The 13,114-nt window shown below is 70.2% G+C and carries 12 protein-coding genes; 3 read left to right on the top strand and 9 right to left on the bottom strand.

From position 1 onward, the window contains the following. Positions 1-170 precede the first annotated feature (170 nt). Positions 171-1,394 (top strand): RNA polymerase sigma factor, encoded by a 1,224-nt coding sequence (locus FE633_RS11875; protein WP_246113577.1) that lies wholly within the window; start codon positions 171-173, stop codon positions 1,392-1,394. A 61-nt stretch (positions 1,395-1,455) separates the two neighbouring features. On the opposite strand, the gene FE633_RS11870 is transcribed toward FE633_RS11875, so the two are convergent. Beyond that, positions 1,456-1,815 carry a VOC family protein gene (locus FE633_RS11870; RefSeq protein ID WP_138045102.1) on the bottom strand — a complete coding sequence of 120 codons (360 nt, stop codon included), beginning with the start codon at positions 1,813-1,815 and terminating at the stop codon, positions 1,456-1,458. 87 nt (positions 1,816-1,902) lie between these two features. Here FE633_RS11870 and FE633_RS11865 point away from each other — a divergent pair, with 87 nt between their 5' ends. Beyond that, positions 1,903-2,406, top strand: a complete 504-nt coding sequence (locus tag FE633_RS11865; RefSeq protein ID WP_138045101.1) for a CGNR zinc finger domain-containing protein — start codon at positions 1,903-1,905, stop codon at positions 2,404-2,406. Between the two features lie 21 nt (positions 2,407-2,427). Here the strand turns inward: FE633_RS11865 and FE633_RS11860 are convergent, their stop codons facing one another. From FE633_RS11860 to FE633_RS11835, 6 genes are all read right to left on the bottom strand, one after another. Further along, a complete protein-coding gene (locus tag FE633_RS11860; protein WP_246113567.1) occupies positions 2,428-3,150 on the bottom strand; it encodes a cupredoxin domain-containing protein in 723 nt (240 codons plus the stop codon). Beyond that, entirely contained in the window at positions 3,147-3,680 is a 534-nt protein-coding gene (locus tag FE633_RS11855) for a hypothetical protein (protein WP_138045099.1), read from the bottom strand. The genes FE633_RS11860 and FE633_RS11855 overlap by 4 nt, the downstream gene beginning before the upstream one ends. Before the next feature lie 104 nt (positions 3,681-3,784). Beyond that, entirely contained in the window at positions 3,785-4,819 is a 1,035-nt protein-coding gene (locus FE633_RS11850; protein ID WP_212747205.1) for a cupredoxin domain-containing protein, read from the bottom strand. Between the two features lie 27 nt (positions 4,820-4,846). Next, on the bottom strand, positions 4,847-6,166 hold the full coding sequence (locus FE633_RS11845) for a copper resistance CopC/CopD family protein (protein ID WP_138045098.1): 1,320 nt from the start codon (positions 6,164-6,166) through the stop codon (positions 4,847-4,849). Beyond that, positions 6,163-6,783: a hypothetical protein gene (locus FE633_RS11840; RefSeq protein ID WP_138045097.1), complete on the bottom strand. Its 621-nt coding sequence runs from the start codon at positions 6,781-6,783 to the stop codon at positions 6,163-6,165. Before FE633_RS11840 ends, FE633_RS11845 begins: the two co-directional genes overlap by 4 nt. A gap of 333 nt (positions 6,784-7,116) precedes the next feature. After that, positions 7,117-8,460, bottom strand: a complete 1,344-nt coding sequence (locus FE633_RS11835) for a UDP-glucose dehydrogenase family protein (RefSeq protein ID WP_138045096.1) — start codon at positions 8,458-8,460, stop codon at positions 7,117-7,119. 253 nt (positions 8,461-8,713) lie between these two features. Between FE633_RS11835 and FE633_RS11830 the strand changes: the two genes are divergently transcribed. Next, positions 8,714-9,871: an acyl-CoA dehydrogenase gene (locus tag FE633_RS11830; protein ID WP_138045095.1), complete on the top strand. Its 1,158-nt coding sequence runs from the start codon at positions 8,714-8,716 to the stop codon at positions 9,869-9,871. Positions 9,872-9,941: 70 nt separating this feature from the next. Here FE633_RS11830 and FE633_RS11825 read toward each other — a convergent pair whose 3' ends face one another. Both FE633_RS11825 and FE633_RS11820 read right to left on the bottom strand, forming a co-directional pair. Next, a complete protein-coding gene (locus tag FE633_RS11825) occupies positions 9,942-11,240 on the bottom strand; it encodes an LCP family protein (protein WP_138045094.1) in 1,299 nt (432 codons plus the stop codon). A gap of 292 nt (positions 11,241-11,532) precedes the next feature. Next, on the bottom strand, positions 11,533-12,984 hold the full coding sequence (locus FE633_RS11820) for an LCP family protein (RefSeq protein WP_484422046.1): 1,452 nt from the start codon (positions 12,982-12,984) through the stop codon (positions 11,533-11,535). Between the last annotated feature and the right edge of the window lie 130 nt (positions 12,985-13,114).

The following is a 13,114-nucleotide window of genomic DNA, read 5'->3' as shown; positions in this document are numbered from 1 at the left end:
CTGACCGCACGTCGGGGCGAGCTTCGGCTCTGAACCAGCTTGGCCGCCCGGCCCCGGGGGTGTCTGATGGTGGCGTGAGAGCAGAGCCGCCGGACCAGCACGGACCGGACCAGCACGGACCGGACCAGCGCAGAGGTGCCGCTCAAAGCGCCACCGAGACCGTCTTCCGCATCGAGTCGCCTCGCATCATCGCGGGCGTCGCACGCATCGTGCGCGACGTCGGCATCGCCGAGGAACTCGCGCAGGACGCGCTGGTCGCCGCCCTGGAGCAGTGGCCCAGGGACGGCGTCCCGAACAACCCCGGCGCCTGGCTCATGGCCACGGCCAAGCACCGGGCGATCGATCTCGTACGGCGGCGGGAACGGTACGCCCGCAAGCTGGAGGAGATGGGCCGCGACCTGGAAAGGTCCGCCTCCGCCTCCGAGTACGTGAACGAGCCGTCCGACCCCGACGACATCGACGACGACTTGCTGCGGCTGGTCTTCATGGCCTGCCACCCCGTGCTCTCCGCCGACGCCCGCATCGCCCTCACGCTGCGGCTGCTCGGCGGACTGACCACCGCCGAGATCGCCCGCGCCTACCTCTCCCCGGAGGCGACCATCGCGCAGCGCATCGTGCGCGCCAAGCGGACGCTCGCCGCGAAGGGAGTCGCCTTCGAGGTGCCGTACGGGCCGGAGCGCGAAGCCCGGCTCGGTTCCGTGCTCGAGGTCATCTACCTGATCTTCAACGAGGGGTACGCGGCCACCGCCGGGGACGACTGGTTGCGGCCGGCGCTCTGCGAGGACGCGCTCCGGCTCGCCCGGGTGCTGGGCGAGTTGATGCCCAAGGAGCCGGAAGTGCACGGTCTGGCGGCCCTGTTGGAGCTGCAGGCGTCGCGCTCGGCGGCGCGCACCGGACCGTCGGGGGAGTTGGTCCTGCTCAAGGACCAGAACCGGGCCCGCTGGAACCGCATGCTGATCCGCCGCGGTTTCGCCGCCCTCGCCCGCGCGGAGGCCGTCTCGAACGGCGGACCGGGACCGTACGTCCTCCAGGCCGCCATCGCCGCGTGCCACGCCCACGCGTACACGTACGAGGAGACGGACTGGGGCCGGATCGCCACGCTGTACGGGTTCCTGGCCGCCCGCATTCCGTCCCCCGTCGTCGAGTTGAACCGGGCCGTCGCCGTCTCCATGGCCGAGGGTCCCGAGCCTGCCCTCGCGCTCGTCGACGCCCTCGCCGCCGAACCCGCCCTGCGCGGCTACCACTTGCTGCCCAGCGTGCGCGGCGATCTGCTGACGCGCCTGGGGCGTACGCCGGAGGCACGGGCGGAGTTCGCACGGGCGGCCTCACTCACCCGCAACGAGCGCGAGCGCGAGCTGCTGCTGGCGCGGGCCGAGGAGTGCGACAGGGCTTAGGGCCTGCACGGCGGATCATGGCCGGGTCCGCTCCTGATCCGCCGGACAGGCCCTGGGCCGGTCAGGAGGCGCAGAGGCAGAACGGGTGGCCGGCCGGGTCCGCGTACACCCGCCAGGTCCGCTTCCGGTCCTCCGCGTCGAGCACCTTCGCGCCCAGCGCCAGGACCTCCTTCTCCGCCGCGTCCATGTCCTCGACCGTCAGGTCCAGATGGAACTGCTGCGAGCCGTCGGGCGCGGGCCACTTCGGCGCTACGTGGCCGGGGGCGGCCTGGAACGCCAGCGGGTGCCCTCCGGGGACGCGCAGGTCGACCCAGCCCTCGTCCTCCTCGATCTCACCGCCCAGAATCCCGGCGTAGAACTCGGCGAGGGCACGCGGATCGGGACAGTCCAGGACGACGACGCCCAGCTTGGCGATAGCCATGACTTCCTCCTCGGTGCGGTTACCCCTATACGGGTCCAACTGGTAACCGTTACTGCATGCTGCCGCATCAGAGGTAACGTCGCAAGCATGAATGACAGAGCGCCCGCTCCCGGCGGCCTGCTCCTGATCCAGTCCCTGGTGAACACGCTGGACATCGAGTCGGGCGTCGATTCCCTGGACACGGCCGAGGGGCGCGCGGCGCTGGACCTGACGGAGGCCGGCGTACCGAGCGCGCGCGAACTGCGCGAATCGCTGCGTGCCGCGCTCCTGGCGCACGCGGGCCACCGGCCCCACCGCACGGTGCGCCCCCTGGGCGAGCTGCTCGCCTCGGCCCCGCTCGTCGTCACCGTCTCCCCGGCCGACGGCTCCGCGGCCCTGCGCCCCGCCGGCGACCCCGCCCCGCTCGCCTCCCGTGTGGCCCAGGCCGTCGCGGAGGCCGTCACGGCCGGCACCTGGCTCCGGCTGAAGGCCTGCGAGGCTCCGGACTGCCACTGGGCGTACTACGACCGCAGCCCGGCGGGCCGCGGCCGCTGGTGCTCGATGGCGGTGTGCGGGGCACGGGCGAAGATGCGCCGCTATCGCGCGAAGTAAGCATCTCGTCCGAGATGTCGCTCAGGGTTCGGCAGGCTGCTCCTCGTCTCGCCGGGCCGCCGACCGCGAGCCCACCAGGAGCAGGCACAGCACGGCCGCTCCGGCCACGATCCCGGCCAGTACGAGCAGCGGATCGAGTGGCCGTACCGACGCGGCGGGCTGCACCGCGGGGGCCGCGGCGGCGCTCGACGCCGGAGCGGCCGCCGCCGTCTCGGTCACGGACACACCGGGTGAGGGCGACTCCGCCTTCGGGGCCTTCGTCTTCTTGCTGCCGGCAGCCCCTTCGCCCGCCGGACTGGACGGCGGCCGACTCACCACGGTCCCGTGGTGACCCGAGGAGGTCTCCGCGTGCGTGTGAGTGGGTGGGGGCGCCGCCGAGGTGGCCGGCGCGCGGACCACGATCCGAGCCGTCATGTCCGGGTGGACCGTGCAGTAGTAGCCGTACGACCCGGCCTTCGTGAACGTGAAGCTCCAGCTCCGTCCCTTGTCCAGCATCGGTGAGTGGAACGACACGGGTCCGGAGGTTGTCTTCACGTCGTGAGGTGCGGTGTCCTGGTTCGTCCAGGTCACCGTGTCGCCGACGTCGACGGTCAGGACACTCGGCCCGAAGGCGTACCCCTTCATCAGCACCTGGTGCGAGGCTGCCGAGGCCTGCCCGGGTGCGGCCGACAGCAGGGCGAGCAGGGCGAGCGGGGCCAGCAGGGCGAGTACGACACCGAGCACCGCCCGCCGCGCCGCGCTCACGCGAACTCCCCCGCGATGAGCAGCCGCAGCCGGGAGGCCGGGCACAGCCGGGGCCATCGGAATCCGGTGGCACGCCGCAGAAGCCGGTACGGCAGCCGGGCCGTGCCCACGACGAGCAGCCGGTCGTCGGCGCGCTCGACCACGCGCAGCCGTAGCAGTACGGGGAAGGCGACACCGCGCAGTTCGAGGTCACCCGTCAGCCGCAGCCTCCTCCCGTGGTCGAGGAGTTCGACGTGCTCGGACGTGAGGGTGGCGCGCAGGGGGCTGCCGAGGACGAAACGGAACGAGGGCCGGGTCTGGGCGTCCTGGACCTCCTGGACCTCCTGGACCTTCGGGATCGTGAGTGCGGCCCCGGTGAGCAGGACGCGGCGCCGACGGGTCGCGAACGGGCCGTAGAACGCGGTGAGTTCGACGAGGGAACGGCCGGGCGCGACGGCGTACCGGCCGGGCAGTGGCAGCGGCGACGGGTCGGGGTTGTCGTCGGAGTCCGGCGGGGGCGGGGGCACGGCGGGCAGGGTGACGGTCGTCATCCTGGTTCTCCTTCGGGGAGAGGTGGGGCGCGGTGGGAGAATGGGGTGGACGCCGGTTCGGCCGACTGAGCCTCGGCCGAACCGGCGTCGCCTTGTGTGCCGTGTCAGCAGCTGCCGGTGAGGTAGCTCTCGGTGGGGGCGAGCATCTGCTCGGCCCAGATGGTGTGCATCTTCACGTAGCTGTCGGCGTTGAGCAGATCGGTGATCTGCTGCCCGGGCGACTGCTCCAGATGTGCCTTGTTGATGTGGTTCAGCAACACGCTCAGGGTGTCGTCGAGCGTGGCGCCCCCGCCCTCCGTGGCGGGCATGAGGATGCTCTCGACCCACACCGTGTGCGTCTTGATGTACGCGTCCAGCGCGAGCGCGTCCTGCACCTGCTGACCCGGAGAGCGCTCCAGGTGCGCGGAATTGAGGTGCTGCAGGATGGGCAGCAGCACGTCCTGGACGCTGGCGCACTGCTCGTCGTCACCGGAGCCGCCACCGCTGCCGCCACCGGAGGTACCGCCGGTGCTGCCTCCCGTGCCGCCACCGGAAGACCCGCCGGAGCTGGATCCGCCGGTGGATCCCCCCGACGAACCGCCGGTCGAACCGCCCGAGGTCCCGCCGGAGCCGCCCGTGGTCCCGCCGCTGCCGCCCGTGGTCCCGCCGCTGCCGTCCTCGACGACCTTCACGGACGAGACCATGTCCGGGTGCACCGCGCAGTAGTACTCGTACGTCCCCGCCGCGGTGAAGGTGTACGACCACGAGTCACCCTGTTCCAGCGTGCCCGAGTCGAACTTCTTCGGGCCCTTGGTCGTGGTGACCGTGTGCGGAACGCTGTCGTGGTTGGTCCACCGGACCGTCTCGCCGACCTTGACGACGAGCTGTTTGCCGTCGCCGAACTTGTAGTTCATGATGTCGATCTGGTAATCGGGCGCGGCGGCAGCGGCGGGCTGAGCCTCGGCCGCCGCGGCTGCGGGCGCCTGAGCCGCGCCCGCAGTCGAGTCGGTGGCCGTAGTGGATCCCGACGCCGCGTGCAGCAGCCCCAGGCTCAGCACCGCGGCCAGAGCCGCGCCGAGCCCGGCGACGACCAGGCCCCGGTTTCCGGCCGGGGGCCGGCGGTCCCGCTCGCTGTCGCCCGTTCCTTTGCTTCGTATCACTGCAACTCCTATTCCTTTCCAGGGAGTTCAGCGGCCGGGATCGGCCGTGACCAGGAGACTCGTCACGGCGAGCACGACGAGGACGAGCCCCGTCTCGGCCGCGACCGAGTAGCTGAAGGGCCGCACGGTGGCGGCGTCGCCGCGCAGCAGCACGGCGAGATCGAGACGCGTGCGCACCCACTGGCGACTGCGCTGTGCGGCCAGCAGAACAACGGCGAGCACACCGGTCTTGATGAGCAGCAGATGCCCGTACGAGGTGTGCAGCAGGGCACCGTACGAGCCCACGACCTGCCAGGCCAGCACCAGCCCGGCGGCGGCGATCGCGGCCACGGACGCGCCAGCGAGCTTCGAGTAGCCGGGCACGACCAGGGCCAGCTCGTCGGGGTCACGGCGCGGCAGCACGGCCACCGCGAGCATGACCAGACCGCCGATCCACAGGCTCGCGCCGAGCAGGTGGACCAGGTCGGCCACCGCACCCCAAGTGGGCCTGTTCCCCTCGGAGTTGTGGCCCACCATGCCGGCCGTACGCAGCAGACCGAGCGTGACGGCGAGGGCGCCCACACGCCAGCCCGGCGAGCGGGCGGTGCGCCCGCCGCCCTGCAGCAGCGCGGTCAGCACCACGGCGGCGAGCACCCACAGCAGGCCGCGGGCGGCGAGCGCGATGCCCGGCTTGGTGGCGAGGACGGACGCGTACGTCGCCGGGGTGAGCGCATCGCGGAGGCCGCCCAACTCGGCGTACGCGCCCTGCAGTCCGATCGTCGCGACGGTGGACAGCAGCCCGGCCGACCAGGCCAGCGTCAGCAGTGTTCTGGCCCTTCGCTCGTCCGCGCCGCGTGGCCACAGCAGCGCGACGAAGGCCAGCCCACCGACGAAGAGGGCCAGCGAGAGATAGCCGGTCCAGCGAGCGGCGACGAGGCCTTTTCGCACCGAGGGGGAGGGCGCGGGGGCGGCCTCGTCGCCGTGGTCCCGGAGTGCGGCCGGGGCGCGGACGGCGAAGGCGAGCCGCCCGGAGGAGAGATGTCCGTCCTCCTCGTCGACGACGGACCAGGTGACGGCGAACTGGCCGTCGGCGGCTGCGGGCAGGGAGACCCGCACGGTGTCGCCGTTTCGGCGCGGCGCACGGGCCACCGGCAGCCGGTCGCCGGCCATGGTCATCACGCGTACGTCGGCGGGCTCGACCGGTTCGTCGAAGGTGAGAGTGAGGTGGTCCGGCCGGCGGTCGAGTTCCGCGCCGTCCTTGGGGGTGGAGCGGACCAGTTCGGTGTGGGCGGAGGCAGGAGTCGTGCAGAGGAATCCGTAGAGGAGTCCGGTGAGGAGAAGCAGCAGTAGCGGACGCCGGGCCGTCACGGCGTCACCGTCGGCGTGGCGAGTCCGACGCAGGGGGAGGGTCCCGGCTCGGGCGTCGAGGTGTCGTCCGCGGCGCCTGCGTTGGCCGCGTCCGTTCCGCCGACGAGGCCGAGCAGCTGTCCCCCGAATCCCGCGATCCCGGTCAGGAGCGGCTTCAGGAGGCGTACCTCGCCGTCCTCGCAGTCGGCGTCGGAAGAGCCGGGGGAGCCGTCGGGCCGCTCCGGGCTCGTGGAGTGGGACGGTGAGGGCGCGGGAGTGTCCATACCGTCGTGTCCGTGCCCCGAGCCGCCGCCCGTGGAACCGTGCCCGGCGTGACCGCCGCTGCCGCCGTCGATCGGCAGCTCGACGCCGCCCACCGGCAACTGCCCGGTTCCGGCGGGGACTTGACCGCCGGGCTGTACCGCGCCCGGCGCGGCCCCCGGTGGCGCCTGACTCGGCGGAGCCGTCGCGGCCGGAGGCGACGTGGGCGGGACGGCGGCCTGGGCGGACCCGGGCGCGTTCGGCGCCCCGATCCCCGACGCGTAACCGAGCACGATCACCACGGCGCCGACGAGCACCCCCGCGACTGCCTCGTCGCGGTGATCCCCCGGCCAGTCCGCCCTGCGGAACAACGGCATGATCACTCCTGGCATGGTCCGGTCATTCCGGTCAGTGAATGCGGACCAGTGGAGTGGGGCGCGGATTCGGAGCGGCTACGCGCCGGTTAATCGCCTGTTGCCTGGCTCTCTTTCGGGGGTACCCCTGCTGTGAGAACGGGCTACGTCGACGTTATCCCCGCAATTCGAGTGTGAAGAATTCGGGTGCGGGTGCAGCAATTCCGACACAATACTCGAATGCGATTACCCATTGAGGGGGCGCCGTGTTGAATATATGTCGGGCGAATACCGAACCGCCACAAGGCCGATGGAGCGATGGCTGCCGACAGGCGCCGACGACTGCTTGCCGACCCGTCAGGCCGAAGGCCGCCCCATGGCCCGGTAGGTCCACCCCGCCGCGCGCCATGCCGCCGGGTCCAGGGCATTTCGGCCGTCCAGGAGAATCCGCTGCGCGGCGGCCTCGCCGAGCCGCGCCGGATCCAGCTCGCGGAATTCGCGCCACTCCGTGAGATGCAGGACGACATCGGCGCCCCGTACTGCCTCGATCGCGGAATCGGCATACCCCAGCGTGGGAAAGAGCCGCCGCGCGTTCACCATTCCCTTGGGGTCGTAGACCGTGACCTGACCGCCCTGGAGATGAATCTGCCCCGCCACGTTCAGGGCGGGAGAATCCCGTACGTCGTCCGAGTCCGGCTTGAACGTCGCGCCGAGCACCGCGACCCGCTTGCCGAGGAACGCCCCGCCGCCGAGCGCCTCGCGGGCCAGCTCCACCATCTGGCCGCGCTGGCGCATATTGATGGAGTCGATCTCGCGCAGGAAGGTCAGTGCCTGGTCGGCGCCCAGCTCGCCGGCCCGGGCCATGAACGCGCGGATGTCCTTCGGCAGACAGCCGCCGCCGAAACCGATCCCGGCACGCAGGAACTTCTTCCCGATCCGCTCGTCGTACCCGATCGCCTCCGCCAGCTTGGCGACATCGCCGCCCGCGGCCTCGCACACCTCGGCCATGGCGTTGATGAAGGAGATCTTGGTCGCGAGGAAGGAGTTCGCCGAGGTCTTCACCAGCTCGGCGGTGGGGAAGTCGGTCACCACGAAGGGCGAGCCCTCGGCGATCGGCGTCGCGTACACCTCGCGCAGCAGCTTCTCGGCGCGGTCGCCGCGCACACCCACGACGATGCGGTCGGGGTGCAGCGTGTCCTGGACGGCGAAGCCCTCGCGGAGGAACTCCGGATTCCAGGCCAGTTCGACGTCCTCGCCCGCGGGCGCCAGTTCCGCGAGGCGGGCCGCCAGCCGGTCCGCCGAACCGACGGGCACGGTCGACTTTCCGACGACGAGGGCGGGACCCGTCAGATGCGGGGCGAGTGATTCGAAGGCGGCGTCGACGTACGACATGTCGCACGCGTACTCGCCGTGCTTCTGCGGGGTGTTCACGCAGACGAAGTGGACGTCGCCGAACTCCGCGACCTCGGCCCAGTCCATCGTGAACCGCAGCCGCCCGCTGGCCCCTTCGATGCCCGCGACGTGCTTGCGCAGCAGCTCTTCCAGCCCCGGCTCGTACATCGGGACCTCGCCCCGCTGGAGCATCTCGATCTTCTCGGGAACGACATCGAGACCCAGTACCTCGAAACCGAGTTCGGCCATCGCCGCGGCGTGCGTGGCACCGAGATAACCGGTGCCGATCACGGTGATCTTCAAGGCCATGTCCGCTCCAGTAGGTGTCGGGCGTAGGTGAGCTGCCCGAGCGAGCATAGTCGGGGCGTGGCCCGCCCCCTCACGGGGCAACTTTCCCGTGTCCTGCCCGCTGCCGTTCCTGCCGACCGTTCGCGTTGTCGTCAAGCTCACTTGTCACTTGTCGTCAAGCTCACGTATCACTCGCGTGGCCGGACCCCTAAAATTCGAGTTACTTAACGGTAGTTAGCGTCAGCATCGCAGTGTCTTTGGAGCGTGAGAGACCTTGGCCGGATCGGCTGATTTCGACCTGTACCGCCCGTCCGAGGAGCACGACATGCTCCGTGACGCCATACGTTCGCTCGCCGAGGCGAAGATCGCGCCGTACGCGGCGATCGTGGACGAAGAGGCCCGCTTCCCGCAGGAGGCGCTCGACGCGCTGGTCGCCAACGACCTGCACGCGGTGCACGTACCGGAGTCGTATGGCGGTGCGGGCGCGGACGCGCTGGCGACGGTGATCGTGATCGAGGAGGTGGCCCGCGCCTGCGCGTCCTCCTCCCTGATACCGGCGGTGAACAAGCTGGGCTCGCTCCCCGTCATCCTCTCCGGCTCGGAGGACCTGAAGAAGAAGTACCTGTCCCCGCTGGCCAAGGGCGACGGGATGTTCTCGTACTGCCTCTCCGAGCCGGACGCGGGCTCGGACGCGGCGGGCATGAAGACGAAGGCGGTCCGCGACGGGGACTCGTACGTCCTGAACGGCGTGAAGCGCTGGATCACGAACGCGGGCGTGAGCGAGTACTACACGGTCATGGCCGTGACGGATCCCACGAAGCGCTCGAAGGGCATCAGCGCCTTCGTCGTCGAGAAGTCGGACGAAGGCGTCTCCTTCGGCGCACCGGAGAAGAAGCTCGGCATCAAGGGCTCGCCGACGCGCGAGGTGTACCTGGACAACGTCCGCATCCCCGCCGACCGCATGATCGGCGAGGAGGGCACGGGCTTCGCGACGGCCATGAAGACCCTGGACCACACCCGCATCACGATCGCCGCACAGGCGCTCGGCATCGCACAGGGCGCCCTCGACTACGCCAAGGGCTACGTCCAGGAGCGCAAGCAGTTCGGCAAGCCGATCGCCGACTTCCAGGGCATCCAGTTCATGCTCGCCGACATGGCCATGAAGATCGAGGCCGCCCGCCAGCTGACGTACGCCGCCGCCGCCAAGTCGGAGCGCGGCGACCGCGACCTCACGTTCCAGGGCGCCGCCGCCAAGTGCTTCGCCTCGGACGTGGCCATGGAGGTCACCACGGACGCTGTCCAACTCCTCGGCGGCTACGGCTACACCCGTGACTACCCGGTCGAGCGCATGATGCGTGACGCGAAGATCACGCAGATCTACGAAGGCACGAACCAGGTCCAGCGCATCGTCATGGCGAGGAACCTGCCGTAACGCGACGTCAGACGCCGAAGGGCCCCGCCGGGACATCGGCGGGGCCCTTCGACATGCGTGTGAAGGTGGCTCAGTTGCCCGAGACCGTCACCTTCTCGTCGTTCTTCAGCTGGCCCACCAGGGTCTTGACCTTGGCGGTGTCCCACTGGAGGTTGCCGTTGGCGGAGTTGCCGGAGATCGGCATGTTCATGGACTTGCCGTCGCCGCCGGTGATGCCCTTCATGGCCCAGAACATGGAGGCGAGGTCGAAGAGGGACATGTCCTTGTCGACGGTGAGGGTGTCGAGGCCGGCGCCCATGGTCGGGTAGAGCTTGAAGGGGTTGAGGATCGTGGACGGCGTCGCGGTCTGGTTGGCGAGGGCCGAGAGGAACTTCTGCTGGTTCTTCGTACGGTCCAGGTCGCTGCCCGCCAGTGCGTACCGCGTACGGACGAAGGCCAGTGCCTGCTCGCCGTTGAGGGTCTGCTTGCCCGCCTCGAAGTCGGCGCCGGACTTGGAGTCCTTCATGCCGCCCTTGGGGATGTCGATCTCCACGCCGCCCACCGAGTCGACGATCTTGGCGAAGCCGGCGAAGCCTATCTCCGCGTAGTGGTCGATGTGCAGGCCCGTGTTCGCCTCGACGGTACGCACGAGCAGCTCGGGCCCGTCCTCCGCGTACGCCGCGTTCAGCTTCACCTGGCGGCCGGTGCCCTGGTAGACCTTGCCGGAGTCCGAGCCCTTGAAGGTCGGGATCGTGACATTCGAGTCGCGCGGCAGCGAGATCATCGTGTTCCCGTTGTCGCCGACGTGCAGGATCATCATCGAGTCCGTGCGCTTGCCCTCGGCCGAGCCCGTGCGGAGCTTCTTCTTCTCCTCGGCGGACAGGCCCTCGCGGCTGTCGGAGCCGACGATCAGGAAGTTGGTGCCCTCGCCCGTCTCGGGCCGGTCGATCACCTTCGACAGGTCGACCTCGCGCTTGAGCTTCGAGTCGGCCCAGAAGTACGTACTGACGGAGACCACGACCAGCAGGGTGACCAATGTGATCGTGGTCCACTTGATGCGGCGGCCCCAGTTCGGCGCGGGCCGCGCACGCCGGCCGCGGAAGCCGGGCTCGTCCGGACCGCCGCCGCCCGACGAGCCGTACACCTGGCCCGTGTTGTAGCCGCTGTCGTAGCGGTCGCCGCCGGGCTCGTCGTCATAGCCGTACCCGTCGTTGTAGGTCGGCTGTCGCGGTACCCCGCCGTAGGGCGGCGCCGACGGGCGCGGGCCGGAGCCCGGGCCACGCCGCACCTGCCGCATTACGCGCGCGCCCTCGGGCTGGGCGCTCGCGCTGCCGCGGCCGTAACGGTCGCCGCCGTTGTCTCCGGACCATCCCTCGGGCCTAAAGTTCATGCGCACCAGTGTGCAGTGCCCGAGTGTGTGCCTCACAAGAGTCGGCGGAAAATCACACCACGCCTGTTGCAAACCTGATGCACAAACTGCACGACCTGCCCCGGCATAAGGTGGAGGCCCTGACAGAACAGGCCCCGGCCCCGGAGTCCGATATACCGGGCAAGCCGACTTCCTTCATCGACCGCTGAGGCCACCGACCGTTTTCAGCCACTCCCCGCCATGGTCTGCGGTCCATCTCGGCCCGCGGTCCATCTCGGCTCGCGGTCCATTACGGCTCGTGGTCCGTCATGACCTACGGACACACCACCTGGTCGCCCCTCACCACCGCGGACTCCCGCTGCACCGGCTCCTCCGCCCGTACCCTCCGCACCTCCCGGAAGTCCAAGCCCGCGATCACCTTCAACGTCTGCCCCTGCCCCTGGACCGCCCGCAGCTCGCTGCCCGGCAGTGCCGCCGCGAGCGAAGTCGCCGAGCGGTCCCAGCGGGGGTCGTACGTGATGACGGTGCGGTGCGCGGCACGTTCGCGGGCGTTCACCGGCGTACGTGTCGTATGGAACCCGGTCGCCCGCAGCTCGCTGTCGAGGCGTTTGCCGAGACCGGCGATCCTCGTGCCGTTCTCGACCTGGACCCTGATCTGCTGCGGGGCGACATCGACGGTCACGGTCTTCGGCGCCCTGGCCTGGTGCGCGGCGAGCGGCTTGTCCTCACGCATGGCACGGAAGAGACGTTCCGCCTTCTTCTCGTTCCACTTAAGCGTCGAGCCGATGCCCTTCACGACGTGCCCCATCCGCCCGAGCGGGACCGTCGTGAACTCCGACGAGGACGGCGAGAAGTTCCGCATCGCCCGCCCCAGAGCGATCATGTCGTCAGGCCCGAACCCTTCGTCCGCCCGCACCGATCCGAACGCGGCGTGCGTCAGCTCCCGGAACTTCACCGGGTTCAGCAGAACTCCGGACGACGTGGCCCGCTCGACCAGCGCGGCCAGGAAGCGCTGCTGGCGCTGCATCCGGCCGAGGTCGGAGGCGCCGTCGACGTACCGCGAGCGCACGTACTGGAGTGCCTGGCCGCCGTTCAGCTCGTGCGTCCCCGCCGGCAGGTTGAGCCCGGTGTGCGAGTCCTTCAGCGGCCGCACCGTACAGATCCGCACCCCGTTGAGCACGTCCACCGTCTTCATGAAGCTGGTGAAGTCGACCTCCAGGTAGTGGTCGATCTTCAGGCGGGTCATGTCCTCGACGGTGCGTACGGTCAACTGCGGACCGCCCTCCGCGTATGCGGCGTTGAGCTTGACCGGGTGCGATTTGTGGTGTTCTCCGGTGGTTTGGTCGGTATGCGCGGGCATCTCGGCGTATGAGTCGCGCGGCAGGCTCACGACGCTGGCCCGTTTCCGGTCCGCCGAGATGTGCACGATCATCATGGTGTCCGTGCAGTGGCAGGGGGCGCCGCCGAGCCGGTACTCGTTCTTCTCCGCCTGTGTGATCTTGTGCCGTTCGTCGGTGCCGACCAGCAGGACGTTCATGCCGTGGCCCTTCACGGGCCGGTTCTTCATGTCCTTGAAGGGGTCGACCCGCTTGATTTCGGTATCGACGCGGGTGACCAACGCGTGCCCGATGCCGGCCGCCGCGAGCACCACCACGGAGACCGAGGTCGTCGCGCGCATGACCCACCGCGGCTGTTTGCGTCGTACGGACGGACGCGCCGGGCGCTGCCGCGGAGGCCGGGCAGGGGATCGGGGCGGCTTGGGCACGGGGGGACACCTCCGCGTGGGACGGGTGCGTGATCCGTGAGCACCGTAGGCCCATACGATCGGCTTATCGGCGCAGCGCCCCGGGCGGCGCGCGACCGTGTCCCCCGTTCGCGGTAACGTACCCCCCGTT

The sequence above is a fragment of the Streptomyces montanus genome (assembly GCF_005786655.1).
Classification (GTDB): Bacteria; Actinomycetota; Actinomycetes; order Streptomycetales; family Streptomycetaceae; genus Streptomyces; species Streptomyces sporangiiformans.
Note: the sequence above shows the minus strand (reverse complement) of the source record. Positions and strands in the feature narration are given on the sequence as shown.